The sequence below is a fragment of the Kitasatospora sp. NPDC001261 genome (assembly GCF_042896795.1).
GTDB lineage: Bacteria > Actinomycetota > Actinomycetes > Streptomycetales > Streptomycetaceae > Kitasatospora.
Genome location: NZ_JBIAXP010000014.1, coordinates 143,527 through 170,449, shown reverse-complemented (window position 1 = coordinate 170,449; position 26,923 = coordinate 143,527). Strand labels below are relative to the sequence as shown.

Genomic DNA, 26,923 nt, shown 5'->3' with positions numbered 1-26,923 from the left:
GCGCGGGGCGGGGCCGACGAACGGCTGACGGCTGACGGCTGACAACTTTCAGCGAACAGATGACAGATGACAGATTTCGAAATCTGTCATCTGTTCGCCGTTCGCCGTCAGGCCAGGTCCACGCCCGGGTAGAGCGGGTACGGGGCGAGCAGGTCGGCGGCGCGCTTGGCGGTGGCGTCGCGGAGGGCGGCGTCCAGGGTGTACGCGGCCTTGGACGGGGAGCCCTTGGCCGTGGTGGCGGGGGCGGTGGCGCGCAGGACGGTGTGGATCAGGTCGGCGATCTCGTCCATCTCGGCGGTGCCGAGGCCGCGGGTGGTGAGGGCCGGGGTGCCGAGGCGGACGCCCGAGGTGTACCAGGCGCCGTTCGGGTCCTGCGGGACGGAGTTGCGGTTGGTGACGATGCCCGAGTCGAGCAGCGCCGCCTCCGCCTGGCGGCCGGTCAGGCCGTAGCCGGAGACGTCGGCGAGGACCAGGTGGTTGTCGGTGCCGCCGGTGACCAGCTTCCCGCCGCGGCGCAGCAGGCCCTCGGCCAGTGCCTGGGCATTGGCGACGACGGCGCGGGCGTAGGCCTGGAACTCGGGGCGGCGGGCCTCGGCGAGGGCGACCGCCTTGGCGGCCATCACGTGGGAGAGCGGGCCGCCGAGCACCAGCGGGCAGCCGCGGTCGACGTGCTCGGCCAGTTCGGACTGGCACAGCACCATGCCGCCGCGCGGGCCGCGCAGGGACTTGTGGGTGGTCGTGGTGACGATGTGGGCGTGCGGGACCGGGTCGTGGTCGCCGGTCAGCACCTTGCCCGCGACCAGGCCGGCGAAGTGCGCCATGTCGACCATGAGGGTCGCGCCGACCTCGTCCGCGATCTCGCGCATCCGGCGGAAGTCCACCAGCCGCGGGTAGGCGGAGTAGCCGGCCACGATGATCAGCGGGCGGAACTCGCGGGCGGTCTCGCGCAGCGCGTCGTAGTCGATCAGGCCGGTGGCCGGGTCGGTGCCGTAGCTGCGCTGCTCGAACATCTTGCCCGAGATGTTGGGCCGGAAGCCGTGGGTGAGGTGGCCGCCGGTGTCCAGGGACATGCCGAGCATCCGCTGGTTGCCGAGCTCCTGGCGCAGCCGCGCCCAGTCCTCCTCGGTGAGGTCGTTGACGTTGCGCACCGCGGCGCGCTCCAGCGCCGGGCTCTCGACCCGCTGGGAGAGGACGGCCCAGAACGCGGTGAGGTTGGCGTCGATGCCGGAGTGCGGCTGGACGTAGGCGTGGTCGGCGCCGAACAGCTCACGGGCGTGCTCGGCGGCGATGCCCTCGACGGTGTCGACGTTGCGGCAGCCCGCGTAGAAGCGGCGGCCGACGGTGCCCTCGGCGTACTTGTCGCTGAGCCAGTTGCCCATCGTGAGCAGGACGGCCGGGGAGGCGTAGTTCTCGCTGGCAATGAGCTTGAGCGAGCCGCGCTGGTCCGCCAGCTCCTGTCCGATCGCGGCGGCGATCCGCGGTTCGACGCCGGCGACCACGTCGAGGGCGCTGCGGAAGGCGGTGTCGGCCGCGGCGGAGGCGGCGGTGTGGGGCTGCTGGGCCATGGCGGTCTCCTGGTGGGGATGCGGGGGCCCAGGCGCTCGGCAAGTTCACGTGAGGATTCACGGGGCCGCTTCCCGATGGTTGATTCCATCCCTACGCGCCAGTTGCGGCCCACCGGGATCGTACCAACACCGGAGGGACTGTGGCGGAGGTCTCAGAATGCGGAACGGACAGTCCGTTTCGGCATGGTATGTCCGTTCTTTTGCAACGCGAGTGTTTCAGCGAAATGAAGCCGCCACATTTCCCGAAACAGTTCGAAAGGAATGACCCGAACGTCCGCCAAAGGTGATTTGCGGAACCTCGGACGCATCCGATCAAATGGCGCTCGAACAGCCGCCGGGAAACCCCCGGAGGCCGTACCGGAAATACACACCAGCGCACCCTCACCCATGGGGCGGCGGAGAATTCGGGGGTTACGCCTCATGGCAGTGGTCGACACCGTCCCAGGCACCGCGGCCGGGCCCGTGCCCGCCGCCGACCCCGGCCCGCTCCGCCGGATCCTGCGGGACCGGGTCGGCGCCTCCGCCCTGGCGGTGGTGGTGCTGTTCCTGCTGCTCGCCCTCGGCGCTCCGCTGGTCGCCGCGCTGTACGGGAAGAACCCGGTCGACCACTACGGCCAGAACGCTCCGGGCCTGCTCAGCGACAGCGGCCTGCCGATGCTGCCGAACGGCGGCATCTCCGGGGACTTCTGGTTCGGCCTGGAGCCCGGCCTCGGCCGGGACGTGTTCACCCAGCTGCTGTACGGCATCCGCACCTCGCTGCTGATCGCCTTCGCGGCCGCCGTGGTGACCACCACGCTGGGCGTGCTGGTCGGCGTCGCGGTCGGCTACCTCGGCGGGATCACCGACCGGTTGTTCGGATTCCTCGCCAATGTGCTGCTGGCCTTTCCCACCCTGCTCCTGCTGCTCGCGCTCAGCCCGGTGATCCAGTCCCGGCTGGTCGACCCGGGCACCGCGGAACCGGAGTGGATGCAGTTCCTGGTGCTGATCCTGGTTTTCTCGGCGTTCGGCTGGATTCCGCTCGCGCTTTCCCTGCGGGCCACCGTCCGCTCGCTCCGGGAAAGGGATTTCGTGCAGTCCGCACGGGCCCAGGGCGCGAGCCGATTCCATGTCGTCGTCCACGAACTCCTGCCGAATGTGCGCTCGCAGCTGCTGGTGCACGCCACCATGGCGGTGCCGACCTTCGTCGCCTCCGAGGCCGCGCTGTCCTTCCTCGGCGTCGGCGTCACCGAGCCGGTCCCGGACTGGGGGCGGATGATCGCGCGCGGCTCCGAGGTCTTCCAGGCCGACCCCACCTACATGGTGTTCCCCGGCGTGGCGCTGCTGCTGTTCGTCATCGCCTTCAACCTGCTCGGCGACGCCGTCCGGGACGCGCTGGACCCGCGCGCCGGCACTGCCCGCTGAAGCCCCTCGGCCCTCCCGAGGCCGTTTCTTCTCGCCGCTCCCAAGACCCTTCACCCCTCCCCACCATCACCCGAGCCCGTCCCGGCACGACCGCCGGGGCAAGGAGAGATTCGCCATGCGCTGGACCAGACCGTCCCTCGCCGTCATCGCCACCGCCCTGCTGGCGACCTCCTGCTCGGCCGGCGCGGGCAGCACCACCGGCTCCGGCGGCGCCGGGGCCTCCGCCAAGGAGACCTCCCCGCTGACCGCCGTGCTCGGCAGCGAGCAGGAGAGCGCCGGCCCCGCCCCGGCCGCCCCGGGCGCCCGTGCGGGCGGCACCGTGAACGTGTACAACAGCGTCGAGTTCCGCCACCTCGACCCGCAGAAGGTCTACGCGGGCGCCACCTACAACGCCTCGCTGCTCTGGGGCCGCCAGCTGACCCAGTACCAGGTCGTGGACGGCAAGGCCAAGCTGGTCGGCGACCTGGCCACCGACACCGGCACCCCGGCCGACGGCGGGCGCACCTGGACGTACAAGCTCAAGCAGGGCGTCGCCTGGGAGGACGGGCAGCCGATCACCGCCCAGGACGTCAAGTACGGCATCGAGCGCACCTTCGGCAAGGGCTACGAGGTCGGCCCGCCGTACTGGCCGCAGTGGCTCACGGGCGAGGCCAGCTACGAGGCGGCGCGCACCAAGTACGCGGGCCCGCAGGCCGGCGACCTCGACGCGATCGAGACGCCGGACGAGCGCACCATCGTCTTCCACTTCCCGCAGCCGCAGGCCGACGTCCCGTACATGGCCGCGCAGTCCTCCTCCTCCCCGGTGCGCCGGGACAAGGACACCGGGACGGACTACGACCGCCTGCCGTTCGCGACCGGCCCGTACAAGATCGTCGAGCACGTCCAGAACACCCGCATGGTGCTGGAGCGCAACCCGGCCTGGAAGCCCGAGACGGACCCGATCCGCAGCCAGTACCCGGAGAAGTTCGTCTTCACGTACGGCAAGGAGGCGCTCAACCTCAACCAGGAGATCCTCTCCGGGCGGGACGGCGGCGCCAACGCCACCACCGCGGCCGACACCCTCTCCGCCGAGCTGTACCAGACCACCGACACCGACCCGAAGGCCAAGGAGCTGGTGGTCTCCGGCCGGCAGGGCGCCTTCGTCACCCAGCTGATGATCAACAACCAGCGGGTGTCGGACGTCGAGGTCCGCAAGGCGCTGCACCTGGCCTACCCGCGCCAGCAGGCCCGCCAGGTCCAGGGCGGCGCCCGGACCGGCGAACTGGCCACCACGCTCAGCTCGCCCGCGCTGATCGACTGGCAGAAGTACGACCTCTACCCGGTCAAGCCCGAGGGCGACCCGGAGGCCGCCAAGGCCCAGCTCGCCAAGGCCAAGCAGGCGCCCGGCAGCCTGACCTACGCGTACCGGAACACCCCGACCGGGCAGCGCGTCGCCCAGGTGCTGGTCGAGGGCTTCGGCAAGGCGGGCATCACCGTCGTGCCCAAGCCGATCGACCCCAAGGCCTTCCTGGACGAGGTGCACCGCGACGGCGCCCCGTACGACCTGTTCGAGGAGACCAGCTCGGTCGACTGGCCGACCCCGTCCACCCTGATCCCGTTCTCCTTCGACGGCCGGGCCGGCAGCGACATCAACTCCGCGCTCTACCGCAACCCGGAGGTCGACAAGGAGATCGACCGGATCAACCAGATCGGCGAGCCGCGCGCCAAGGCCAAGGAGCTGTACGCGCTGGAGCAGACCGTGATGAAGGACGTGCCGGTGCTGCCGTTCGCCTACCCGACGGTCAACCAGCTGCGCGGCAGCAACGTCGGCGGGGCGTTCATCCACCCGATCTACGGGACCGTCTCGCTGGCCTGGCTGTACCTGAAGTCCTGAGCCGACCGGGGCCCGCTCCCGCCGCCCGTGCGCGGTGGCGGGAGCGGGCCCCGGTTCCGCCTCCGGTTCCGGTCCGGCCCCCCGGTCCTGTCTCCGGCTCCGGCCCCCGGTTCCGCCTCAGTCCCGCACACGTCCGTTTCGCACGCCTCCCCCCATCACGTCGACCCCGGATCGGCCATGCTCTCCTTCGTCCTGCGGCGGACCGCCCAGGCCCTCGCGGTCCTGGTCGCGGTCTCCGCCGCCGCCTTCGCCCTCTTCTACGCCGCGCCCGCCGACCCGGCCCGCGCCGCCTGCGGCCCGCGCTGCGACAGCGGGCAGGTCGCGGCGGTGCGCCAGAGCATGGGCCTGGACCAGCCGCTGCTCACCCAGTACACCGACTACCTGGCCGGGGTCGTCGCCGGGCGGGACATCGGCGACGTGGACGGCTCGACCATCCACTGCGACGCCCCCTGCCTCGGCTACTCCTACCGGCTGCACCAGCCGGTCAGCGAGGCCCTCGCCGACCACCTGCCGGTCACCCTCTCGCTGACCGCCGGGGCGCTCGCCGTCCTGCTGGTGTTCGGCCTCGGCACCGGGTTCGTCTCCGCGCTGCGGCACGGGCGGCGGACCGACCGGCTGCTGTCCGGCTTCACCCTGGTCGGCGCCAGCCTGCAGATCTACTTCCTCGGGTACATCGCGCAGTGGCTGCTGGTCTACTCCACCGGGCTGCTGCCGCTGCCCTCCTACACCCCGCCGGCCGACGACCTGGCCGCCTGGGCCGGCGGGATGCTGCTCCCCTGGTTCGTCCTCGGCTTCGTCAACTCCGCGGTGTTCGCCCGGCTTTCACGCTCGCAGCTGCTGGAGACGATGAACGAGGAGTACGTCCGCACGGCCCGCGGCAAGGGCCTGGGACGGCTGCGCGCCCACCTCAAGTACACCTCGCGCGGCGCCGCCGGACCGCTGGTGCAGCTGATCGGGCTGGAGGCCGGGGTGCTGCTCGGCGGAGCCGTGATCACCGAGACGGTGTTCGGGCTGAACGGGGTCGGGCGGTTCGCCGCCGAGGCCGTCGCCGGGCAGGACCTGCCCGCCGTGGTCGGCGCGGTGCTGCTGGCCGCCTGCTTCATGGTGCTGTTCGTCGCGCTGGCCGACCTCGCGGTTGCCTGGCTCGACCCGCGTGTCCGGCTGAACTGATGGGGAGCCCTTCGATGAATTCCACTGTTCCGGGGGCCGGCGTGCGGACCGCAGAGGTGGAGAGCACGGCGGCGGAGACCGTCGGGCCGGTGCTGAGCGTCCGCGATCTGACCGTCTCCTTCGCCGACCCGCGCGGCGGTGCGCCGGTGACCGCCGTCCGGGGCCTCTCCTTCGACCTCGCCCCGGGTGAAGTCCTGGGCCTGGTCGGCGAGTCGGGCTCCGGCAAGTCGACCGTCGGGCTCGCCGTCCTCGGCCTGCACGACCCGCGCACCACCACCGTCACCGGCTCGATCCGGCTCGACGGGCAGGAGGTCGTCGGCACCGAGGAGTCCGCGCTGCGCGGGGTGCGGGGCGGAAAGGCGGCGCTGGTCTTCCAGGACGCGCTCACCTCGCTCAGCCCCTTCCACGGCGTGGGCGCCCAGCTCGCCGAGATGTACCGGCTGCACCACCCGGGCACGGGCCGGGCCGAGGCGGGCCGGCGGGCGGCCGAGATGCTCGACCGGGTCGGCATCCCGACGGCCCGGACGCGCGACTACCCGCACCAGTTCTCCGGCGGCATGCGCCAGCGCGTGATGATCGCGATGGCGCTGATGAACGACCCCCGGCTGCTCATCGCGGACGAGCCGACCACCGCCCTGGACGCCCGCGTCCAGCGGCAGGTCCTCGACCTGCTCGGCGAGTTGCAGCGCGAGCACGGGACGGCGGTGCTGCTGGTCAGCCACGACCTGGGCGTGGTCGCCGGGACGACGGACCGCACGCTGGTGCTGCGCGGCGGGGTCGAGGTCGAGTCCGCGCCGACCGCCGAACTGCTGGCCGCACCGCGCGAGCCGTACACCCGGGCGCTGGTGGGCGCGGCGCTCCGGCTGGACTCGGTGCCGGGCACCGCCCTGCCGACGGTCGACGAACCGGCCCCGTCGCGGACGTTCCGGCCGCGGACCGTCGAGCGCCCCGAGCGGTGGCTGGTCGAGGTGGACGACCTGTCCGTGCGCTTCCCCGGACGCCGGCGCTTCCCCGGCCTGCGGGCCGAACCGGTCCGGGCGGTCGAGGGCGTCGGTCTGCGGATCGCGCCCGGCGAGACGCTCGGGCTGGTCGGCGAGTCCGGCTCCGGCAAGTCCACCACCTCACGGGTCCTGGCCGGGCTGCAACGCCCCACCGGCGGCAGGGTGCTGTACGACGGCCAGGACGTCACCCGACCGGACCGGGAGCTGCGGAAGCGGCTCAGCCGGGAGATCCAGCTGGTCTTCCAGGACCCGTACGCCTCGCTCAACCCGCGCCGGACCGTCGCCCAGACCCTGGACACCCCGCTGCGCCTGCACACCCCGCTGGACCAGGCCGAACGGCGGGAGCGCTCCGCCGAGTTGCTGGAGCAGGTCGGCCTGGAGGCCCGGCACCTGGACCGCTACCCGCACGAGTTCTCCGGCGGACAGCGCCAGCGGATCGGCATCGCCCGCGCGCTGGCCCCGCAGCCGCGCCTGATCATCGCCGACGAGCCGGTCTCCGCGCTCGACGTGTCGGTGCAGGCCCAGGTGCTCAACCTGCTGATGGAGCTGCGCGAACGGCTCGGTGTCGCCTTCCTGTTCGTCTCCCACGACCTCGCGGTGGTCCGGCACTTCTGCGACCGGGTGGCGGTGATGCACCGGGGACGGCTGGTCGAGTCCACCGACCGGGACCAGCTGTTCGCGGCGCCGCACACCGAGTACACGAGGGAACTGCTGGCGGCGGTGCACTGAGGTGACCGATGATCATCGAGGCCCGGCGGGTGAAGCGGCAGGTCGTTCGGCTGCGCCGGTCCGGTTCGAGGCGCTAGCGTGCAGGCGATGTGACGTAGGAGACCCGGGCAAGGAATCACCAATCGAGGGGGCACTTTTGTCGGACGACCTGCTCATCGCAAAGATCAATCACGGCTTCGATCACCTCGACGCCGACGGCGACGGGCTGCTCACCGAGCGGGACCACGTCCTGATGGGCCTCTCGGTGGCCCGCTCGCTCGGCCACCAGGAGGGCTCCGAGGCGGAGGCCGTGATAGTCCGGGCCTACCTGACGACCTGGCACGACCTGCACCTCGCCCGGCTGCCCGCCGGCACCGAGGCGATCACCCGGCAGCAGTTCGTCGCCTCGACCGGCTCGCTCGCCGACGACCCGGAGGCCGCCCAGGAGATCCTCGGCGCGCTCGCCGGGGCCTTCCTCTCCGTCGCCGACGCCGACCGCAGCGGGACGGTGGACGCCGGCGAGTTCTTCGTCTTCCAGCGCGGCCACTTCGCCGGCCTGTCCCGCGACGACGCCGACGAGGCCTTCCGCCACCTCGACACCGACGGCGACGGTGTGCTCTCCGCGGCCGAGTTCACCAACGCGATCGTCGAGTTCTGGACCAGCCGCGACCCGGACGCGCCCGGCAACTGGTGGACGGGCAAACCGCCGTACGCCTTCTGAGCCGTACGTCCTCGGCGGTCCGCCCCCGCGAGCCGGAAGCCCGGGGGCGGACCACCGAGGACGTCTTCGAACGTGCGGACGTCGTGCTCAGCTACGGGCGGACGGCCCATTCACCGACCTGGACGGATCGACCGGATCGGCCGTTTCCGCCGGACGGGCTCGGCTCCCGGCACTCGATGAGCGGCCCGGACGCCGGCTGACGCTCACCACCAGGCAGACGCCCGCCACCACGATCGCGCCGCCCGCGAGGGTCGGGCCGGTCAGCGGCTCGGCCAGGATCAGCCAGCCCAGCAGCACCGCGACCACCGGGTTCACGTACGCGTACGTGGCCACCAGGGTCAGCGGGGCGGAGCGCAGCAGCCAGGCGTACGCGGTGAAGGCGAGCAGCGAACCGAACACCACCAGGTAGGCGAGGGCCAGCCAGGACCGGCCGGAGACCGCCCCGAGGTCCACCCCGTGCTGCTCGCCGCGGCCCACTCCGACCAGCAGGTCGCCGAGGCCGCCGGCCAGCATCTGGTAGGCGCTCGCGGCGAGCACGTTGCCGGGCATCGGGATCTTCTTGCTCACGAAGGAGCCGGTCGCCCAGAGCAGGGTGGCGCCGATGATCAGGATCACGCCGCCCGGCTCGATCGACCCGCCGATCGCGGGGGCCGACAGGACGCCGAGGCCGACCAGTCCGAGCAGCACCCCGGCCAGCTCGGCGGGCTTCGGGCGATCGCCGCCGAACGCCGTCAGCACCACCATCCACAGCGGGACCGCAGCCACCAGCAGGGCCGCCAGGCCGGAGGGGACGGAGGTCTCGCCCAGGACCACCAGTCCGTTGCCGCCGGTCAGCAGCAGCAGCCCGACCAGGGCGGAGGAGGCCAGCTGGCGCCGGGTCACCTTCAGACCGGCCGGGCCCTGGCGCACCAGGAGGTAGCCGGCCAGCAGCAGGCCGGCGGTGAGGAAGCGGGCGCTGGCGGAGAGGAAGGAGGGCATCGTCTCGACCGCGACCCGGATCGCCAGGTAGGTCGATCCCCAGACGATGTAGACCACGAGGAGGGCCAGCCAGACCGCGCCGCCGAGGCGGGGAACGGGGCTCGCCCCGGCCTTGGCCCCGGCCTCGGTCCTGGCTTCGGTCCTGGCTTCGGCTCCGGCCTTGGTGGTGGCGGGGGTGTCGGGGGCTGAGCCGGGGGTCGCGGCCGGTTGGGAGGGTGAAGCGGGCGGTGTCATGTGTGTCCCCCTTGGACGGTACTGGCCGAACATCCGACATGACAGCGCATGGACGGCCCGGTGCGCCAGTCGGTATCAGGAACCGGACCGCGGGACGTACCGTGAACGCTCCCCAGCGAGGAGGTCGAACCCGTGTCCGCATCCGAGGAGGCCCTGCCGTTCTTCGTGTACGGCACCCTGCGCAGCGGCGGCCGCAATCATGCCGTCCACCTGGCCGGGCGCTGCGCCGACGTCCGCCCGGCCGTGCTGGACGGCGCCGCGCTGCACGAGGGCCCCGGCTTCCCGTACGCGGTGCCGGACCCGGCGCCCGGACGTCGGATCGTGGGTGAGCTCGTCACCGTACGCCCTGGCGCGTACGCCGGAGCCCTGGAGGCCCTGGACCGGCTGGAGGAGTGCCGGGCCGACGGGACCGGGCTGTACGTCCGGCGGCGGATGACGGTGCGGACCGCGACGGGCGAGCCGCGGGCGGCCTGGGTCTACCTCGCCGGGCCGAGGGCCGAGGCGCGCTTGCGGGAGCGGCCGGCGCTGATCGAGTCGGGGGACTGGGGAGCCGGTGGGGGACAGACCGCCAGGTAGGCTGCCCCGGCCAGTCAGATTTCCCACTCATTGACCCATTCGAACGACGAGGAGCCACCCGGTGCCCGAGCTGCCACCCCCGATCACCGTCGTCGGGATCGGGGCCGACGGCTGGCCCGGCCTCGCCGTCGGCTCCCGGGCCGTGCTGCGGGAGGCCGAGGTCGTCGTCGGCGGCCCCCGCCAGCTGGACCTGCTCCCCCTCGACGAGGTCGCCGCCGAGCGCGTCCCCTGGCCGTCCCCGCTGCGCCCCGCCGTCCCCGGGCTGCTCGCCGCCCACGCCGGCCGCCGCACCGCCGTCCTGGCCAGCGGCGACCCGATGTTCTACGGCATCGGCCGCACCCTCGCCGAGACCGTCGGCGCCGAGCGCCTGCGCGTCCTGCCGCACCCCTCCTCCGTCTCCTACGCCTGCGCCCGGCTCGGCTGGCCGCTGGAGGCCGCCGAGGTCGTCAGCCTGGTCGGCCGACCGCTGGACACCCTCTCGCTCGCCCTCCACCCCGGCCGCCGCCTGCTGGTGCTCAGCGCCGACTCCGCCACCCCGGCCGCCGTCGCCGGACTGCTCACCGCCCGCGGCTACGGCACCGCCCGCCTGCGGGTCCTCGAACAGCTCGGCGCCCCGGCCGAACGCCACCTGGACGGCCCCGCCGACGGCTGGCCGCACCCGCCCGGCGACCCGCTGAACGTCATCGCCGTCGACCTCGGCGACGGCCCCCGCACCTCCCTCGTCCCCGGTCTGCCCGACACCGCGTACGAGAGCGACGGCCAGCTCACCAAGCGCCACGTCCGCGCCGCGACCCTCGCCACGCTCGCCCCCTCCCCCGGAGAACTGCTCTGGGACGTCGGCGGCGGCTCCGGCTCGATCGCCATCGAGTGGCTGCGCGCCCACCGCGACTGCCGGGCCGTCAGCGTCGAACGCGACCCGGTCCGGGCCGAGCGGATCACCCGCAACGCCGCCGCGCTCGGCGTGCCCCGGCTCCGGGTGGCGACCGGCCCCGCCCCCGCCGCGCTCGCCGGACTCCCCGCCCCCGACGCCGTGTTCATCGGCGGCGGCCTCACCGCGCCCGGCCTGCTGGAGAGTTGCTGGGCCGCGCTGCGCCCCGGCGGCCGGATCGTCGCCAACACCGTGACGCTGGAGTCCGAGGCGCTGCTCACCGAGTGGTACCGGCGCCACGGCGGGGAGCTCGTCAAGCTCGCCGTCGCCCACGCCGTCCCCGTGGGCGGCTTCACCGGCTGGCGGCAGGCCATGCCGGTCACCCAGTGGTCCGCCGTCAAGCCCGACGCCCGTGCCGCCGAGGACCGCACCACCGAAGCCCGCGCCGCCGAAGCCCGCACGTCCGACAACCCCCTTCAGGAGAACGCCTCGTGACCGTCCACTTCATCGGAGCCGGCCCGGGCGCCGCCGACCTGATCACCCTGCGCGGCCAGCGCATCCTGGCCCGCGCCGAGGTCTGCCTGTACGCGGGCAGCCTCGTCCCGCGCGAACTGCTGGACGAGTGCCCGCCCGGCGCCCGGCTGATCGACACCGCGCAGCTCAACCTGGACCAGATCACCGCCGAGCTGGTCGCCGCGCACGAGGCCGGCCAGGACGTGGCCCGGCTGCACTCCGGCGACCCGTCCGTCTTCTCCGCTGTCGCCGAGCAGATGCGCCGCCTGGACGCGGCCGGCGTGCCCTACGAGGTGGTCCCCGGCGTGCCCGCCTTCGCCGCCGCCGCGGCCGCGCTGAAGCGGGAGCTGACCGTCCCGACCGTCGGCCAGACCGTCATCCTCACCCGGATCGCCAAGCGCGCCACCCCGATGCCCGAGGGCGAGGACCTCGCCACCCTCGGCCGCAGCGGCGCCCTGCTGGTGCTGCACCTGGCCGCCGGGTACGTGGACGACGTGGTCGAGCAGCTGCTCCCGCACTACGGCGCCGACTGCCCGGTCGCCGTCGTCGCGATGGCCAGCCGCCCCGACGAGCTGGTGCTGCGCGGCACCGTCGGCGACATCGCCGAGCAGGTCAAGGCCGCGGGCGTGGTCCGCACCGCCGTCATCATCGTCGGCCGCACCCTGGCCGCCGAGCAGTTCCGCGACAGCCACCTCTACTCGGCGGACCGCGAGCGCCCGCACGAGCCCTGCGGGGCGTGATGCGACACGTCCTGGTCCTCGGCGGGACCACCGAGGGGCGGACGCTGGCCGCCGAACTCGCCCCCACCGCCCTCCGGGTCACCAGCTCGCTGGCCGGCCGGGTCGCCCGACCCCGGCTGCCCGCCGGGGAGGTGCGGATCGGCGGCTTCGGCGGACCGGAGGGCCTGGCCGACTGGCTGCGCACGGAACGCGTGGACGCGGTGGTGGACGCCACCCACCCGTTCGCCGCCGGCATCTCGCACAACGCCGCCCTCGCGGCCGCCGCCACCGGCGTCCCCCTGCTGGTGCTGCGCCGCCCCGGCTTCACCCGCGTCGACGGGGACCACTGGCTCCCCGCCCCCTCGCTCGCCGCGGCCGCCGAACTGCTGCCCCGGCGCGGGGAACGGGTCTTCCTCACCATCGGCCGGCAGGGCGTCGCCGCCTTCGCCCACCTCGACGGCGTCCACTTCCTCGCCCGCTCGGTGGACCCGCCCGAGCCCCCGCTGCCGCCCTCGTTCGAAGTCCTGCTGGACCGCGGCCCGTTCACGATCGAGGGCGAGGAGGCGCTGCTGCGCAGGCACGACATCGACGTCCTGGTCACCAAGGACAGCGGCGGCGCCGCGACCGCCCCCAAACTGACCGCCGCCCGCGGACTGGGCCTGCCCGTCATCATCGTGGAGCGCCCACCCGTACCCGAAGGCGTCCCCGTCGCACCCGACGTCCCGGGCGCACTGCGCTGGCTGGAGCACCTGGGCTAGGAGCGGGGAAATTGGGCGGCGGGCCCGTCGGATGGCGGGCAGGATGGCCCGATGACCGATGATCAGCGCACGCAGACCCCCCGCACCGCCGACGAACGCGCCACACTGGCAGGCTTCCTGGACTACCAGCGCGACACCCTCGCGATGAAGTGCGAGGGCCTCACCACGGAGCAGCTCCGCGCCCGCGTGCTGGAGCCGTCCGGGCTCTCCCTGCTCGGGCTGGTCCGCCACCTCGCCGAGGTGGAGCGCAGCTGGTTCCGCAACGTCCTCAACAAGGAGGACGCGCGCGGCTTCTGGGCGCACCCCGACGGCTCCTTCGCCGAGTTCGACGCCGAGACCGCCGACCCCGACGAGGCCTTCGCGATCTGGCGCCGCGAGTGCGACCACGCCAGGGAACTCGTGGCCGCCGCGGAGTCGTTGGACGTCCTGGGCCACTACGGCGAGGAGGTCTTCTCGCTGCGCTGGATCCTCACCCACATGATCGAGGAGTACGCCCGCCACAACGGCCACGCCGACCTCCTCCGCGAACACCTCGACGGCACCACCGGCGAGTAGCACGAGCGGATTCACCAGCCGGACCGGCCGAGAGGGAGCAGGCAGTGCGGACCCGCCAGAAGGAACGTGGGACGCCCGGGCCGTCCGAGCCCTGGAACGAGATCGTTCCCGGGCTCTGGATGGGCGGGCACTACTTCACCCCGCCCGGCGGCGAGCTGGAACCCGCCATCGTACGGACCGAGTTCGACCTGGTGGTCAGCCTGTTCACGCGCCCCGGGCACGGCCCGGCACCGGGGGTGGAGCACGTCGTCCGGGAGATGCCCGACGCCCCGCTCGCCCCCGGTCAGCTGCTCGCCGTCGAGGAGGCGGCCGAGCTCACCGCGGCCGCCGTCCGCCGGGGCCGTCGGACGCTGGTGCGCTGCCACTCCGGGTACAACCGCTCGGGCCTGGTGGTGGCACAGGCCCTGATCGGCCTCGGCCACGAGTGCGGCGAGGCGGTCCGACTGGTCCGGGAACGGCGCTCGCCCTGGGCACTGGACAACCCGGTGTTCGTGGAGTACTTGAACACCGGGTTGGAGGTTTCCGTGCTGCTGGCCGGGCTCAACGGGTGAGGCCGGCCAGCGGTGTGACGGTCGGTCAGATGTCGCGGAAGGTCTCGATCCGGGCGCCGATGGAGTTGAGGCGCTCGGCGAGGTCCTCGTAGCCGCGGTTGATGACGTAGACGTTGCGCAGGACGGAGGTGCCCTGGGCGGCGAGCATGGCGAGCAGGATGACCACGGCGGGGCGCAGGGCCGGCGGGCACATCATCTCGGCGGCGCGCCAGCGGGTGGGGCCCTGGACCAGTACGCGGTGCGGGTCCAGGAGCTTGACGTCGGCGCCGAGGCGGGTCAGCTCGGTCAGGTAGATCGCGCGGTTGTCGTACACCCAGTCGTGGATCATCGTGGTGCCGTGCGCGGCCGCGGCGATGGCGGCGAAGAACGGCACGTTGTCGATGTTGATGCCGGGGAACGGCATCGGGTGGATGGTGTCGATCGGCGCGGTCAGCTTGGAGGGGCGCACGGTGAGGTCGACCAGTCGGGTCTGACCGTTGTGGGCCCGGTACTCGGGGGTGCGGTCGTAGTCGAGGCCCATGCCCTCCAGCACCGCGAGCTCGATCTCCAGGAACTCGATCGGCACCCGGCGGATGGTCAGCTCGGAGGAGGTGACGACGGCGGCGGCCAGCAGGCTCATCGCCTCCACCGGGTCCTCGGCCGGGGTGTAGTCGACGTCGCAGGTGATCTCCGGGACGCCGTGCACGGTGAGGGTGGTGGTGCCGATGCCCTCGATCCGCACGCCCAGCTTCTCCAGGAAGAAGCAGAGGTCCTGGACCATGTAGTTGGGCGAGGCGTTGCGGATGACGCTGACGCCGTCGTGCCGGGCGGCGGCCAGCAGGGCGTTCTCGGTGACGGTGTCCCCGCGCTCGGTCAGGACGATCGGGCGGTCCTGCGGGGTGCCCGGCTCGACCGAGGCGTGGTAGGCGCCGCCGGTGGTGGCGACCTCCAGGCCGAAGCGGCGCAGCGCGGTCAGGTGCGGCTGCACGGTGCGGGTGCCGAGGTCGCAGCCGCCGGCGTACGGGATGGCGAAGCGCTGGGCGCGGTGCATCAGCGGGCCGAGGAACATCAGCACGCTGCGGGTGCGGCGGGCCGCCTCGACGTCCATCGCCGCGAGGTCGAGCTCGGCGGGCGGGGTGAGTTCGAGGTCGCGGCCCTCGTTGATCCAGCGGCTCTTGACGCCGATGCTGGTGAGCACCTCGAGGATGCGGTAGACCTCTTCGATCCGGGCGACGCTGCGGATCGTGGTGCGGCCGGTGGTCAGCAGCGAGGCGCAGAGGATCGCCACGCAGGCGTTCTTGCTGCTGCGGACGTCGATCGCGCCGGAGAGCCGGGTGCCGCCGGCGACGCGCAGGTGCATCGGGCCGGAGTAGCCGAGGGAGACGATCTCGCTGTCGAGGGCTTCGCCGATGCGGGCGATCATCTCAAGGCTGACGTTCTGCTTGCCCTGTTCGATGCGGTTGACCGCGCTCTGGCTGGTTCCGAGGGCTTCGCCGAGCTGCGCCTGGGACCAGCCGCGGTGCTGGCGCGCGGTACGGATGAGGGTGCCGATACGGGTGAGGTAGTCGCCTGTCACTCGCCAGACGATATCTCATGGTTGAGATGGCGACAGAACCGGGGGGCCGCCCTACTGCTCCATTTGTCCGATTCTTGCCCTGTTTGGGCGTCAGTTCTTCACGTCACCGGGCGATGTTGTCGCGCCGTCGTGACACCCGTGACATTGTCACGGCCCGAGCGGCTCCGCCCGGCCGACGACGGTGCCCGCGCGGTCGATGCAGATGACGTCCACCGCGACCGGCGAGCCCACCAGCACGCTGAGCGCCGTCGCCCGGGCCGCCTCGGCGACCAGGTCCCCGAGCGGCACCCCGGCCGCACGGCACAACTGCACGGCCTCCAGCGCGGTGTTGGCGCCCGCGACCGCCTCGGCCAGCGCCTCGTCCGCGCCGCCCCGGCGGGCCAGTCCGGCCAGGTAGCCCTTGTCCACCTGGGAGCGCGCCGAGTGCAGGTCGAGGTGGCCCGCCGCGAGCTTGGACAGCTTGGCGAAGCCGCCCGCGATGGTCAGCCGGGGCACCGGGTGGCGCTTGAGGTACTTGAGCACCGCACCGGCGAAGTCGCCCATGTCCAGCAGCGCGTCCTCGGGCAGCCCGTGCTCCGCGACCGCGACCTTCTCCGAGGTCGAGCCGGTGCAGCCGGCCACGTGGGTGCGCCCCGCCGCGCGGGCCACGTCCACGCCGCGGCGGATCGAGTCGATCCAGGCCGAGCAGGAGTAGGGGACGACCACCCCGGTCGTACCGAGGATGGACAGGCCGCCGAGGATGCCGAGCCGGGGGTTCCAGGTGGAGCGGGCGATCTCCTCGCCGTGGTCGACCGCGATCTCGACCACCACGTCCCCGCTGCCACCGTGCGCGGCGGCCACCTCGGCGACGGCGTCCCGGATCATCTGCCGGGGCACCGGGTTGATCGCGGGTTCGCCGACGGGCAGCGGCAGGCCGGCCTTGGTGACCGTCCCCACCCCGGGGCCGGCCCGGAACACCACCCCGGTGCCGGGCTCGCCGGACCGTACGGTCGAGCGGATCAGCGCGCCGTGGGTGACGTCGGGGTCGTCGCCCGCGTCCTTGACCACCCCGGCCATGGCGGTGATCCGCCCGCCGAGGCCGGTCTGCTGCTCGGCTGCGGTCGGCTCCTCGGCGACGGTCAGCTGCTCGGCCGCGAGGGCGAAGGCGGGCTGCTGCCCCTTGGGGAGGGTGATGACCACCGGGTCCGGGAACTCGCCGGTGAGCAGCGCGGTGTACGCGGCCCTGGTGGCGGCGGTGGCGCAGGCGCCCGTCGTCCAGCCGGGCCGCAGGCCGCTGCTCTTCAGCTGGCCGGCCCGGCCGCCCGCTCCGGCGCCGACCCCGGCTCCCGCCTCGGATCCCGCTGCGGCCACCTGCGCCCCGTTTCCGACGGCGCCCGCGCCGTCCTTGCTCCGCTCCGGCGGCCGCACCGGACGCCGTCGCCGATTTTCCCCCACCGGCCCTGGTGGGGCCCGACCGGGGTGGCGGCGGCCGCGCCTCGCCCCGCTCGGTGGAACCCCTCGTGCACGAGTTGCGGAGGGTCGCGCCGTCCCGCGTTCCCGAAGAGTTCTCCGCACGGGCCTCGCCCGCCGCGGCTACCAGTGAGTAATCTGGCGGTCCGCCAGAAGCGGGTTCATGACAGACGTGGGCCCGGCCGGGGTCGACTGCCCCGCCGGGCCACCAGCATGTGGGGGTTTTTGTGGCAGGGATGAGTCGGCGTACGTTCCTCACCGGTACGTCGGTGGCCGCCGCCTGGTCGGCCTTGTCGTTGGGCGGCGCGCAGTTCGCCTCGGCCGCGGCGCGCGACCAGGCCCTGGCGACGACGGCCGCGCGGGCGGTCAGGGTCACCGGGACCACGCTGGAGCAGGTGGCCACGCCGGTCGGCACCGGCGGCTACAAGCGGCTGACGGCCGGGCCGGGCTGGCCGCTGGTGGTGCGCGGCGACCTGGCGTCGGCGACCACCGGGCGGGACGACCGCCGGACCGGGCTGGCCAGCTTCGTCCAGTTCAGCGACCTGCACCTGGTGGACACCGAGTCCCCGGTGCGCTTCGAGTACCTGGCCAAGCTCAACGGCAGCGCGTACCGGCCGCAGGAGGCCCTGAACGCCCGCGGTGTCTCGGCCCTCGTCGAGCGGGTCAACTCGCTCGCCGGCGGCCCCTACACCGGGATGCCGTTCAGCATGGTGATGGCCACCGGCGACAACACCGACAACCACGAGCTCGCCGAACTCGACTGGTACCTCAAGGTCATGGGCGGTGGACGGCTGGCCCAGAACACCGGTGACCTCAGCCGCTACGAGGGTGTGCAGAACTCCGGCAACGCCGCCTACTGGAACCCCGAACTCTCCTACAACGACGGCTACAAGGCGAAGGGCTTCCCGCAGATAGCCGGCTTCCTGTCCGCCGCCGGCCGCCCCTTCGACGCGCCGGGCCTGCGCACGCCCTGGTACACCACGGTCGGCAACCACGACGACAGCATCGAGGGTTCGCTGCCGGACCTCGGACTGCTGAACGACCTGTACACCGGCCAGTACAAGCTGGAGGGCTGCGACGACGCCACGGCCGCCCAGCTGACGGACTCGCTGCGCCGCGACCCGGCGGGCGCCGTGCTGCTGCTGGCGAAGCTGATCGCCAGTGGCGACCTGGTCCGCAAGGTCACCCCGGACGAGCGCCGCCGGCCGTTCACGCTCAAGGAGTTCGCCAAGGCCCACCTGAACCCGGCGGTCACCGGCGCCGGCCCGTACGGGCACGGCTTCACCTCGGACATGGCGAACAGCGGCAAGCTCTACTACACCTTCCGCATCTCGGAGAAGGTGGTCGGCATCAGCCTGGACACCACCAACCAGGCCGGGTTCGCCGACGGTTCGCTGGGCACCGCGCAACTGCGCTGGCTGGAGCAGCAGTTGCAGGCGCACAGCGGGCACTGGTACGACGCCGACGGGCGCAGGGTGACCGGCGGGAGCACGGACGAGCTGATCCTGCTCTTCAGCCACCACACCAGCGGCACGATGGGCAACCTGCTGCCGGACCCGCGCAACATCTTCGAGGGGCGGCACGACGGCAACGAGCTGGTGGCACTGCTCCAGCGCTACCCGAACGTGGTCGCGTGGGTGAACGGGCACACCCACATGAACAAGATCACGCCGCACGGCCACGCGGTGCCGGAGCGGGCGTTCTGGGAGATCAACACCGCCTCGCACATCGACTACCCGCAGCACGGGCGGATCATCGAGATCGCGGACAACGGGGACGGCACGCTCTCGCTGTTCACCACGCTGATCGAGTCCTCCGCCCCGTACGGGACGGACTTCGGCGGCACCTCGGACGCCAACCTCGCGGCGCTCTACCGCGAGCTGTCGTACAACGACCCGAACGGCCGCCCGGCGGCGCTGCTGGGCGCGGGCGGGGACCACAACACGGAGCTGCTGCTCACCAAGCCGACCCGGTAGCGGTCGGCAGCCGGAGAACAGGGAACGGATACCAGCGAACAGAGAACAGATGACAGCGAACAGATGATGAAATCTGTTCGCTGTCATCTGTCACCTGTCACTCCTCCGGGTACCGCCGCGGCGTCCAGACGACCTCCACGCCGCCGCCCCGCTCGACCGCCCGGGTCTGCGAGGAGCCGATCAGCAGGATGGTCCGCATGTCGACCATCCCCGGGTCCAGCTCGCCCAGTCGGACGATCCGCACCCGCTCGGTCGGGCCGCCGACGTCGCGGGCCATCACCACCGGGGTCTCGGGTGCCCGGTACTCCAGCAGCAGGTCCCGGGCGAGCCCGACCTGGGTGGTCCGGGACTTCGAGCCCGGGTTGTACAGGGCGAGCACCAGGTCCGCCTCGGCCGCGGCCCGCAGCCGCTTCGCCACCACGTCCCACGGCTTGAGCCGGTCCGAGAGCGACACCGTCGCGTAGTCGTGCCCGAGCGGGGCGCCGGCCCGGGAAGCGGCCGCGTGGGCGGCGGTCATCCCGGGGAGCACCCGCACCGGGACGTCCCGGTAGGCCTCCTCGCAGGCGACCTCCAGCACGGCGGTGGCCATCGCGAACACCCCCGGGTCACCCGAGGAGACCACCGCGACGCGGTGCCCGCGCCGGGCGAGCTCCAGGGCGAACTCGGCGCGCTCCGACTCCACCTTGTTGTCCGAGCCGTGCCGCCGCTGCCCCGGCCGCTCCGGCACCCGGTCCAGGTAGGTGGTGTAGCCGACCAGGTCGGTGGCCTCGGAGAGCGCGCCGCGCGCCTCGGCGGTCAGCCAGAGCGGCCCGGCCGGCCCGGTGCCGACCACGGTCACGCTGCCGACGCCGTCCGACAGCCGGACCTCCGGCTCCAGCGGCGCGACCTTGCTCGGCAGCACCGCGACCGAGAAGTACGGCACCGTGTCGCCGTCGACCTCGGCGAGCGGCGCGATCCGCTCCCCCGCCATGAAGGCCCGCTCCACGTACTGCGCGTCCGCCAGCCGCCCGGCCCGCTCCAGGGCCCGGCGGACGGTCGGGAAGGTGCGCCCCAGCTTCATGATCACGGCCGAGTCGGCGGCCGCGATCCGCGCCGTCAGCTCCTCCTCGGGCAGCGTGCCGGGGATGACGGTGAGCGTCTCCTCGGCCTCGGTCAGCGGCTGCCCGAGCCGGGCCGCGGCCGCGCTGAGCGAGGTCACGCCCGGCACCACCTCGGTCGGGTAGCGGTGCGCGAGCCGCTTGTGCATGTGCTGGTAGGAGCCGTAGAAGAGCGGGTCTCCCTCGGCGAGGACGACCACGTCGCGCCCGGCGTCCAGGTGGGCGGCCAGCCGGGCGGCGGCCTCCTCGTAGAAGTCGTCCAACGCGCCGCGGTAGCCGCCCGGGTGGTCGGTGGTCTCGACGGTGAGCGGGTAGACCAGCTTCTCCTCGATCTGACCGTCCGTCAGATACCGTTCGGCGATCGACCGTGCGATGGACCGGCCGTGCCGGGCGCTGTGGTAGGCCACCACGTCGGCCTTGCCGATGAGTTCGGCGGCGCGGACGGTCACCAGCGACGGGTCGCCCGGGCCGAGCCCGACGCCGTACAGCCGACCCGTGGTGCTCTGACGGTCCGTCACTCTTCTTCGCTCGCAATCGCGTTGATGGCGGCGGCGGCCATCGCACTGCCGCCGCGCCGACCGCGCACCACCAGGTGCTCCAGGCCGGACGGGTGCTCGGCCAGGGCCTGCTTGGACTCGGCGGCGCCGATGAAGCCGACCGGGACGCCGATCACCGCGGCCGGTCGCGGTGCGCCCGCCTCGATCATCTCCAGCAGCCGGAACAGCGAGGTCGGGGCGTTGCCGACGGCGACCACCGCGCCCTCCAGCCGGGGCAGCCACAGCTCCATGGCCGCGGCGCTGCGGGTGTTGCCCATCGTGCGGGCGAGTTCGGGCACCGAGGGGTCGGTGAGGGTGCAGATCACCTCGTTGTCGGCCGGCAGCCGCCGACGGGTGACGCCGCTCGCGACCATGTTGACGTCGCAGAGGATGGGCGCACCCGCGTGCAGCGCGGCGCGCGCGGAGGCGACCACACCGGGCGAGTACACCAGGTCCTCGACCAGGTCGACCATCCCGCAGGCGTGGATCATCCGCACCGCGACCTGGGAGACGTCCGCCGGGAGGGCGGCCAGATCGGCCTCCGCGCGGATGGTGGCAAAGGACTGGCGGTAGATGGACGCGCCGTCCTTCTCGTACTCGATCACTTCGTGGTCCTCCTGGCCTCGGCGACCGCCTCGGCCATCTCCTCGTTCGTCACAACGGCGTTCGTCACAACGGCGTTCATCTCATGGGCCTTCGCCGCATCGGGCCCCGGCACGTCGGCGTTCGCCCCGTTCACCGTCACCCGGTAGCCGCGCCCCGTGGCGAGCACGTCCACCCACCGCCCGGCCGGGTGGCCGCAGCGCCGTTCACAGCCCGACCAGTGGACGGGCAGCAGACCATCGGGGCCGGCGCCGGTCCTCACCGCGGCACCGGCATCCAGCGCCCGGGCCGCGTCCGTACGGACGTCGGCCAGCGACTTGGCGCAGCCCGGCAGCCCGGTGCAGGCGGTGGCCCGCTCCCAGGCCGAGCCGGGCTCGGTGCGGAAGCCGGCCGCGGCGAGCCCGGGCAGCCGGTCGGCCGGGGCGCCGGGCAGCACCGCCCCGCGCCAGGGGGTCAGCCGCAGCTCACCGGCCGAGGCGGCGACCAGCGTCCGCCACTGCCCGGCGCTCGCCCGGCCGAACCGCAGCCCCACCGAGAGCCCGCCGCGCAGCGCGCCGACGGCGGGCGCGCTGCCGGCGAAGGCGGGCAGCGGCACCGTGCCGGCCGGCAGCAGTTCGGGGACCTCGCGCAGGTGCCAGGCCTTGCGCCCGTGCGTCCGCAGCGCCGCCAGGAAGGAGCGGGCCGCGTCCAGCACGGCCGTGACCTCCCGCCCGGACTCGACCGGGTGTCCGTGTCCGTCGCGTCCGAGGCGCAGCAACCGCGTGCCGTCCGGGCCTGCGACCAATGTCACATCGGCGTCGAGCGCGGCGACGTCGCCCCGCCCGTCGTCCAGTGCGAACAGGAACTTGCCGGACAGCCCGGCCGCCCAGTCGGCGGCGCACAGCCGCGCGTCCAACTCCCGTACCCAGGACTGCACATCGGCGTTGCCGACGGCTCCCTCGGCGGCGGTGTCCAGTCCGGCCGTCGGCGAGGCGACGATGTTGCGGACCCGCTCGTGGGTGTCCGAGGGCAGCAGCCCGGCGGCGCGCAGCCGGTCGGCGAGCTCGGCCGCGCAGTGCGGGGCCAGGCCGCGCAGCTGGACGTTGCCGCGCGAGGTGGTCTCCAACTCGCCGTCGCCGAGGGCCTCGGCGGCCTCGGCCAGCGCGAGGGCCTGACGGTCCGTCAGCAGGCCGCCGGGCAGGCGGATCCGGGCGAGGGCGCCGTCGTCGGCCGTATGCAGACGAAGTGCTCCGGGACAGGCGTCCGCACGCCCCCGGTCGGGCACCTCCCGGTCGGGTCCTGCGGCGCCCGGCGCGGTGGCGTCGGGTGTCGGTGGCATGGCGGCGAGCATACAGATGATCCGATCGCTTGCCTCCGTCCGCTGCATCACACCCCGGCCCCGCCCCTGCCGCACCTGCCGGACACCCCGAGCCCCCGTCCGCCGGACATCCGAGCCCCGTCGGCCGGACGTCCGAAAGCTCACCCTCCCCCAGGTCAGCCGCACCCCGTACGATGCTGGCGGGCGGTCCCTCACGGACCGTCCGCACGCCAGCGACGGCGCAGGGGAGGAAACCGGTGCGAACCCGGTGCGGTCCCGCCACTGTGACCGCGGTTCACCGGTAGACCGGTCGGCCGCGGGAGCCAGGAACTCCTGCCGTCCTCCACCGGCCCGGGGCGCGGACCCCGAGGAAGGCAGAAATGTTCCAGCGCTGTCGCATGCCCGCGCCCGCGTCCCCGGCCGCCACCACGGCCGTCCCGACCGCCACCGCGGCTGTCCCGACCGCCGTCATGCCCGTTCCGGCCGCCGCCACGACCACCCCGGTCGACCGCGCGGCCGTCCGTGCCACCCCAGCGGCCGCCCCGGCCCAGATCCCGGCCACCCCGGCCACCGACGAGGCCGGGAGGGCCTTCACATGATCCTGCTGCTGTCGACGTCCGACACCGACCTGCTCAGCGCCCGCGCCTCCGAGGGGCCGGTGCGCTACCGCCTCGGCAACCCGGCCCGGCTCACCCCCGAGGACCTGCCCGCACTGCTGGAGGGCACCGAGCTCGTCGTGGTCCGCCTGCTCGGCGGGCGCCGCGCCTGGCAGGAGGGCCTGGACGCGCTGCTGGCCGGCCCCCGCCCGGTGGTGGTGCTGACGGGCGAGCAGGCCCCCGACGCCCAGCTGATGGAGCTGTCCACCGTCCCGGCCGGCATCGCCGCCGAGGCGCACGCCTACCTGGCCCACGGCGGCGCCGCCAACCTGGCCGAGCTGGGCGCCTTCCTCTCCGACACCGTGCTGCTGACCGGCCACGGCTTCGCCCCGCCCGCCTCCGCCCCGGCCTGGGGCCCGCTGGAGCGCGAGGCCCGTACGTCCGAGGGTCCGACGGTGGCGGTGCTCTACTACCGCGCCCACCACATGAGCGGCAACACCGCCTTCGTGGAGACGCTCTGCCGGGCCGTCGAGGACCAGGGCGCCCGGGCCAGGGCCTACTACTGCGCCTCGCTGCGCGGCGCCGAGCCCGAGCTGCTGGCCGCGCTCGGCGAGGCGGACGCGATCGTCACCACCGTGCTCGCCGCCGGCGGCACCCGCCCGGCCGACGCCCAGGCCGGCGGGGACGAGGAGGCCTGGGACGCGGGCGCGCTGGCCGCGCTCGACCGCCCGATCCTCCAGGCGCTCTGCCTCACCTGGTCGCGCGCCCAGTGGGAGGCCAGCGACGACGGCCTGTCCCCGCTGGACACCGCCACCCAGATCGCCGTCCCGGAGTTCGACGGCCGCCTGATCACCGTCCCGTTCTCCTTCAAGGAGCTGGACGAGGACGGCCTGACCGTCTACGCCGCCGATCCGGAGCGCGCCGCCCGCGTCGCCGGCACCGCCGTCAAGCACGCCCGGCTGCGGCACGTCCCGGCCGCCGAGCGCCGCCTCGCCCTGGTGCTGTCCGCGTACCCGACCAAGCACGCCCGGGTCGGCAACGCCGTCGGCCTGGACACCCCGGCCAGCGCGGTGCGGCTGCTGGAGCGGCTGCGCGCGGAGGGCATGGACCTCGGGGACGACCTCCCCGCGTTCGACGACGGCGAGGGCGGCCACGAGGGCGACCCGCTGATCCACGCCCTGATCGCGGCCGGCGGCTACGACCAGGACTGGCTCACCGAGGAGCAGCTGGCCCGCAACCCGGTCCGCATCCCCGCCGCCGACTACCGCCGCTGGTACGCCACCCTCCCGCAGGGCCTGCGCGAGCGGGTCGAGGAGCACTGGGGCCCGGCCCCCGGCGAGCTGTACGTCGACCGCTCGCAGAACCCGGACGGCGACATCGTGCTGGCCGCGATCCGCTCCGGGAACCTGCTCGTGCTGATCCAGCCGCCGCGCGGCTTCGGCGAGAACCCGGTCGCCATCTACCACGACCCCGACCTGCCGCCGAGCCACCATTACCTGGCCGCCTACCGCTGGATCCAGGCCGCCCAGGAGGACGGCGGCTTCGGCGCCCACGCGGTGATCCACCTCGGCAAGCACGGCAACCTGGAGTGGCTGCCGGGCAAGACCGCCGCGCTGTCCGCGGAGTGCGGCCCGGACGCCGTCCTCGGCGACCTGCCGCTGGTCTACCCCTTCCTGGTCAACGACCCGGGCGAGGGCACCCAGGCCAAGCGCCGCGCCCACGCCACGCTCGTCGACCACCTCGTCCCGCCGATGGCCCGCGCCGACTCCTACGGCGACATCGCGCGCTTGGAGCAGCTGCTGGACGAGCACTCCAACATCGCCGCGATGGACCCGGCCAAGCTGCCGGCGATCCGCGCCCAGATCTGGACCCTGATCCAGGCCGCCCGGCTCGACCACGACCTCGGCCTGGACGAGCGCCCCGAGGACGACGGCTTCGACGACTTCCTGCTGCACGTCGACGGCTGGCTCTGCGAGGTCAAGGACGCCCAGATCCGCGACGGTCTGCACGTCCTCGGCCAGGCGCCGACCGGCACCGACCGGATCAACATCGTGCTCGCCATCCTGCGCGCCCGGCAGATCTGGGGCGGCGTCAGCGCCCTGCCCGGCCTGCGCGAGGCGCTCGGCCTGGACGAGGCGGCGCTGACCCTGGGCGCCACCGACGCGGCCGAGGCCCGGGCCCGCGCCCTGGTCGAGGCGATGGAGGCGGAGGACTGGGCGCCCGAGGCGGTCGAGAAGGTGACCGCCGAACTGCCGGAGGCCGTCCAGGAGGCCGTCCGCGCGGTGCTGGACTTCGCCGCCGCCCAGGTGGTGCCGCGGCTCGCGGCCACCACCGACGAGCTGGACGCCGTGCTGCACGCGCTCCAGGGCGGCTTCGTCCCGGCCGGCCCGTCCGGCTCGCCGCTGCGCGGCCTGGTCAACGTGCTGCCCACCGGCCGCAACTTCTACTCCGTCGACCCGAAGGCCGTCCCCAGCAAGCTCGCCTGGGAGACCGGCCAGGCGCTCGCCTCCTCGCTGGTCGAGCGCTACCGCTCGGACAACGACGGCGCCTACCCGCCCTCGGTCGGGCTCTCGCTCTGGGGCACCAGCGCGATGCGCACCGCCGGCGACGACATCGCCGAGGCCTTCGCCCTGCTCGGCGTCCGCCCGGTCTGGGACGACGCCTCGCGCCGGGTCACCGGCCTGGAGCCGATCCCGCTGGACGAGCTGGGCCGCCCGCGCATCGACGTCACGCTGCGCATCTCCGGCTTCTTCCGGGACGCCTTCCCGCACGTGGTCGCCCTGCTGGACGACGCGGTGCGCCTGGCCGCCGCCCAGGAGGAGGCCCCGGAGTCGAACTACGTGCGCGCCCACGTCCAGGCCGACCTCGCCGTGCACGGCGACGAGCGCAAGGCCACCGTCCGCGTCTTCGGCTCCCGCCCGGGCACCTACGGCGCGGGCCTGCTCCAGCTGATCGACAGCCGGGACTGGCGCACCGACGCCGACCTGGCCGAGGTGTACACGGTCTGGGGCGGCTACGCGTACGGCCGCGGGCTGGACGGCCGCCCGGCCCGCGAGGAGATGGAGACCGCGTACAAGCGGATCACCGTCGCCGCGAAGAACACCGACACCCGCGAGCACGACATCGCCGACTCGGACGACTACTTCCAGTACCACGGCGGCATGGTGGCCACCGTGCGGGCCCTCACCGGCAAGGCGCCGACCGCCTACATCGGCGACTCGACCCGACCGGAGACGGTCCGCACCCGCACCCTGACCGAGGAGGCCGCCCGGGTCTTCCGCGCCCGGGTGGTCAACCCGCGCTGGATCGAGGCGATGCGCCGCCACGGCTACAAGGGCGCCTTCGAGATGGCCGCGACGGTGGACTACCTGTTCGGCTACGACGCCACCACGGGCGTGGTCGCGGACTGGATGTACGAGAAGCTGACCCAGGAGTACGTCCTCGACCCGGTCAACCGGGAGTTCCTCGCGGGCGCCAACCCGTGGGCGCTGCACGGGATCAGCGAGCGGCTGCTGGAGGCGGCGAGCCGCGGGCTGTGGGAGCAGCCGGACCCGGAGCTGATCGAGCAGTTGCAGGCCGCGTTCCTGGAGACCGAGGGGGACCTGGAGGGCGGCGAGGAGTAG

21 protein-coding genes and 2 riboswitches are annotated in these 26,923 nt (G+C 73.6%); of the genes, 14 read left to right on the top strand and 7 right to left on the bottom strand.

Going from position 1 to position 26,923, the window contains the following annotated elements:
• Positions 1–107: 107 nt before the first annotated feature.
• Positions 108–1,565: a glycine hydroxymethyltransferase gene (locus ACFY4B_RS20490; RefSeq protein ID WP_380665050.1), complete on the bottom strand. Its 1,458-nt coding sequence runs from the start codon at positions 1,563–1,565 to the stop codon at positions 108–110.
• Positions 1,566–1,584: 19 nt separating this feature from the next.
• Positions 1,585–1,681, bottom strand: a riboswitch (ZMP/ZTP riboswitch).
• A gap of 304 nt (positions 1,682–1,985) precedes the next feature.
• On the opposite strand from ACFY4B_RS20490, the gene ACFY4B_RS20485 reads away from it, so the two are divergent.
• The 5 genes from ACFY4B_RS20485 to ACFY4B_RS20465 all read left to right on the top strand — a co-directional run bounded on the left by ACFY4B_RS20485 (position 1,986) and on the right by ACFY4B_RS20465 (position 8,439).
• Positions 1,986–2,966, top strand: coding sequence for an ABC transporter permease (locus ACFY4B_RS20485; RefSeq protein ID WP_049649813.1), 981 nt, complete (start codon positions 1,986–1,988; stop codon positions 2,964–2,966).
• A 115-nt stretch (positions 2,967–3,081) separates the two neighbouring features.
• Positions 3,082–4,839: an ABC transporter substrate-binding protein gene (locus ACFY4B_RS20480; protein WP_387969659.1), complete on the top strand. Its 1,758-nt coding sequence runs from the start codon at positions 3,082–3,084 to the stop codon at positions 4,837–4,839.
• Between the two features lie 177 nt (positions 4,840–5,016).
• Entirely contained in the window at positions 5,017–6,009 is a 993-nt protein-coding gene (locus ACFY4B_RS20475; protein ID WP_387969656.1) for an ABC transporter permease, read from the top strand.
• 14 nt (positions 6,010–6,023) lie between these two features.
• A complete protein-coding gene (locus ACFY4B_RS20470; RefSeq protein WP_387969653.1) occupies positions 6,024–7,739 on the top strand; it encodes a dipeptide ABC transporter ATP-binding protein in 1,716 nt (571 codons plus the stop codon).
• Positions 7,740–7,875: 136 nt separating this feature from the next.
• On the top strand, positions 7,876–8,439 hold the full coding sequence (locus ACFY4B_RS20465) for an EF-hand domain-containing protein (protein WP_049649817.1): 564 nt from the start codon (positions 7,876–7,878) through the stop codon (positions 8,437–8,439).
• A gap of 87 nt (positions 8,440–8,526) precedes the next feature.
• On the opposite strand, the gene ACFY4B_RS20460 is transcribed toward ACFY4B_RS20465, so the two are convergent.
• A complete protein-coding gene (locus tag ACFY4B_RS20460; RefSeq protein ID WP_387969651.1) occupies positions 8,527–9,651 on the bottom strand; it encodes an EamA family transporter in 1,125 nt (374 codons plus the stop codon).
• A 132-nt stretch (positions 9,652–9,783) separates the two neighbouring features.
• Between ACFY4B_RS20460 and ACFY4B_RS20455 the strand changes: the two genes are divergently transcribed.
• The 6 genes from ACFY4B_RS20455 (at position 9,784) to ACFY4B_RS20430 (ending at position 14,191) form a co-directional block, all read left to right on the top strand.
• Positions 9,784–10,227, top strand: a complete 444-nt coding sequence (locus tag ACFY4B_RS20455) for a gamma-glutamylcyclotransferase family protein (RefSeq protein WP_387969648.1) — start codon at positions 9,784–9,786, stop codon at positions 10,225–10,227.
• A gap of 61 nt (positions 10,228–10,288) precedes the next feature.
• A complete protein-coding gene (gene cbiE / locus ACFY4B_RS20450; protein ID WP_387969646.1) occupies positions 10,289–11,590 on the top strand; it encodes a precorrin-6y C5,15-methyltransferase (decarboxylating) subunit CbiE in 1,302 nt (433 codons plus the stop codon).
• A complete protein-coding gene (gene cobM / locus ACFY4B_RS20445) occupies positions 11,587–12,348 on the top strand; it encodes a precorrin-4 C(11)-methyltransferase (protein ID WP_074004354.1) in 762 nt (253 codons plus the stop codon). The genes cbiE and cobM overlap by 4 nt, the downstream gene beginning before the upstream one ends.
• Positions 12,348–13,085 (top strand): cobalt-precorrin-6A reductase, encoded by a 738-nt coding sequence (locus ACFY4B_RS20440; RefSeq protein WP_074004353.1) that lies wholly within the window; start codon positions 12,348–12,350, stop codon positions 13,083–13,085. Before cobM ends, ACFY4B_RS20440 begins: the two co-directional genes overlap by 1 nt.
• A gap of 51 nt (positions 13,086–13,136) precedes the next feature.
• Positions 13,137–13,640, top strand: coding sequence for a DinB family protein (locus ACFY4B_RS20435; RefSeq protein WP_375873490.1), 504 nt, complete (start codon positions 13,137–13,139; stop codon positions 13,638–13,640).
• Between the two features lie 44 nt (positions 13,641–13,684).
• The gene (locus ACFY4B_RS20430; RefSeq protein ID WP_117492564.1) at positions 13,685–14,191 is read left to right on the top strand and encodes a dual specificity protein phosphatase family protein; all 507 of its coding nucleotides are present in this window, start codon (positions 13,685–13,687) and stop codon (positions 14,189–14,191) included.
• A gap of 25 nt (positions 14,192–14,216) precedes the next feature.
• On the opposite strand, the gene ACFY4B_RS20425 is transcribed toward ACFY4B_RS20430, so the two are convergent.
• Both ACFY4B_RS20425 and ACFY4B_RS20420 read right to left on the bottom strand, forming a co-directional pair.
• Positions 14,217–15,746 carry a UDP-N-acetylglucosamine 1-carboxyvinyltransferase gene (locus tag ACFY4B_RS20425; RefSeq protein ID WP_049649821.1) on the bottom strand — a complete coding sequence of 510 codons (1,530 nt, stop codon included), beginning with the start codon at positions 15,744–15,746 and terminating at the stop codon, positions 14,217–14,219.
• A gap of 147 nt (positions 15,747–15,893) precedes the next feature.
• A complete protein-coding gene (locus ACFY4B_RS20420) occupies positions 15,894–17,096 on the bottom strand; it encodes a cobalt-precorrin-5B (C(1))-methyltransferase (RefSeq protein ID WP_387969641.1) in 1,203 nt (400 codons plus the stop codon).
• 335 nt (positions 17,097–17,431) lie between these two features.
• Here ACFY4B_RS20420 and ACFY4B_RS20415 point away from each other — a divergent pair, with 335 nt between their 5' ends.
• A complete protein-coding gene (locus tag ACFY4B_RS20415; RefSeq protein ID WP_387969639.1) occupies positions 17,432–19,171 on the top strand; it encodes a TIGR03767 family metallophosphoesterase in 1,740 nt (579 codons plus the stop codon).
• A 97-nt stretch (positions 19,172–19,268) separates the two neighbouring features.
• On the opposite strand, the gene ACFY4B_RS20410 is transcribed toward ACFY4B_RS20415, so the two are convergent.
• The 3 genes from ACFY4B_RS20410 to ACFY4B_RS20400 are packed head-to-tail and all read right to left on the bottom strand — an operon-like array spanning position 19,269 to position 22,725.
• The gene (locus tag ACFY4B_RS20410; protein ID WP_387969636.1) at positions 19,269–20,786 is read right to left on the bottom strand and encodes a precorrin-2 C(20)-methyltransferase; all 1,518 of its coding nucleotides are present in this window, start codon (positions 20,784–20,786) and stop codon (positions 19,269–19,271) included.
• Complete coding sequence (locus ACFY4B_RS20405; protein ID WP_049649824.1) at positions 20,783–21,409, bottom strand: precorrin-8X methylmutase; 627 nt, start codon at positions 21,407–21,409, stop codon at positions 20,783–20,785. The genes ACFY4B_RS20410 and ACFY4B_RS20405 overlap by 4 nt, the downstream gene beginning before the upstream one ends.
• Positions 21,406–22,725, bottom strand: a complete 1,320-nt coding sequence (locus tag ACFY4B_RS20400; RefSeq protein ID WP_387969633.1) for a cobalamin biosynthesis protein CobG — start codon at positions 22,723–22,725, stop codon at positions 21,406–21,408. The genes ACFY4B_RS20405 and ACFY4B_RS20400 overlap by 4 nt, the downstream gene beginning before the upstream one ends.
• A gap of 226 nt (positions 22,726–22,951) precedes the next feature.
• A riboswitch (cobalamin riboswitch) is annotated at positions 22,952–23,037 on the top strand.
• Between the two features lie 47 nt (positions 23,038–23,084).
• Here ACFY4B_RS20400 and ACFY4B_RS20395 point away from each other — a divergent pair.
• Together ACFY4B_RS20395 and cobN are read left to right on the top strand one after the other, a co-directional pair.
• On the top strand, positions 23,085–23,303 hold the full coding sequence (locus ACFY4B_RS20395; protein ID WP_387969631.1) for a hypothetical protein: 219 nt from the start codon (positions 23,085–23,087) through the stop codon (positions 23,301–23,303).
• Positions 23,300–26,923 (top strand): cobaltochelatase subunit CobN, encoded by a 3,624-nt coding sequence (gene cobN, locus ACFY4B_RS20390; RefSeq protein WP_387969628.1) that lies wholly within the window; start codon positions 23,300–23,302, stop codon positions 26,921–26,923. Before ACFY4B_RS20395 ends, cobN begins: the two co-directional genes overlap by 4 nt.

Coding starts and splice junctions, on each gene's coding strand:
- ACFY4B_RS20490 (WP_380665050.1), bottom strand. CDS start 1,565: ATGGCCCAGCAGCCCCACACCGCCGCCTCCGCCGCGGCCGACACCGCC.
- ACFY4B_RS20440 (WP_074004353.1), top strand. CDS start 12,348: ATGCGACACGTCCTGGTCCTCGGCGGGACCACCGAGGGGCGGACGCTG.
- ACFY4B_RS20470 (WP_387969653.1), top strand. CDS start 6,024: ATGAATTCCACTGTTCCGGGGGCCGGCGTGCGGACCGCAGAGGTGGAG.
- ACFY4B_RS20480 (WP_387969659.1), top strand. CDS start 3,082: ATGCGCTGGACCAGACCGTCCCTCGCCGTCATCGCCACCGCCCTGCTG.
- ACFY4B_RS20415 (WP_387969639.1), top strand. CDS start 17,432: ATGAGTCGGCGTACGTTCCTCACCGGTACGTCGGTGGCCGCCGCCTGG.
- ACFY4B_RS20475 (WP_387969656.1), top strand. CDS start 5,017: ATGCTCTCCTTCGTCCTGCGGCGGACCGCCCAGGCCCTCGCGGTCCTG.
- ACFY4B_RS20460 (WP_387969651.1), bottom strand. CDS start 9,651: ATGACACCGCCCGCTTCACCCTCCCAACCGGCCGCGACCCCCGGCTCA.
- ACFY4B_RS20400 (WP_387969633.1), bottom strand. CDS start 22,725: ATGCCACCGACACCCGACGCCACCGCGCCGGGCGCCGCAGGACCCGAC.
- ACFY4B_RS20435 (WP_375873490.1), top strand. CDS start 13,137: ATGACCGATGATCAGCGCACGCAGACCCCCCGCACCGCCGACGAACGC.
- ACFY4B_RS20395 (WP_387969631.1), top strand. CDS start 23,085: ATGTTCCAGCGCTGTCGCATGCCCGCGCCCGCGTCCCCGGCCGCCACC.
- cobN (WP_387969628.1), top strand. CDS start 23,300: ATGATCCTGCTGCTGTCGACGTCCGACACCGACCTGCTCAGCGCCCGC.
- ACFY4B_RS20485 (WP_049649813.1), top strand. CDS start 1,986: ATGGCAGTGGTCGACACCGTCCCAGGCACCGCGGCCGGGCCCGTGCCC.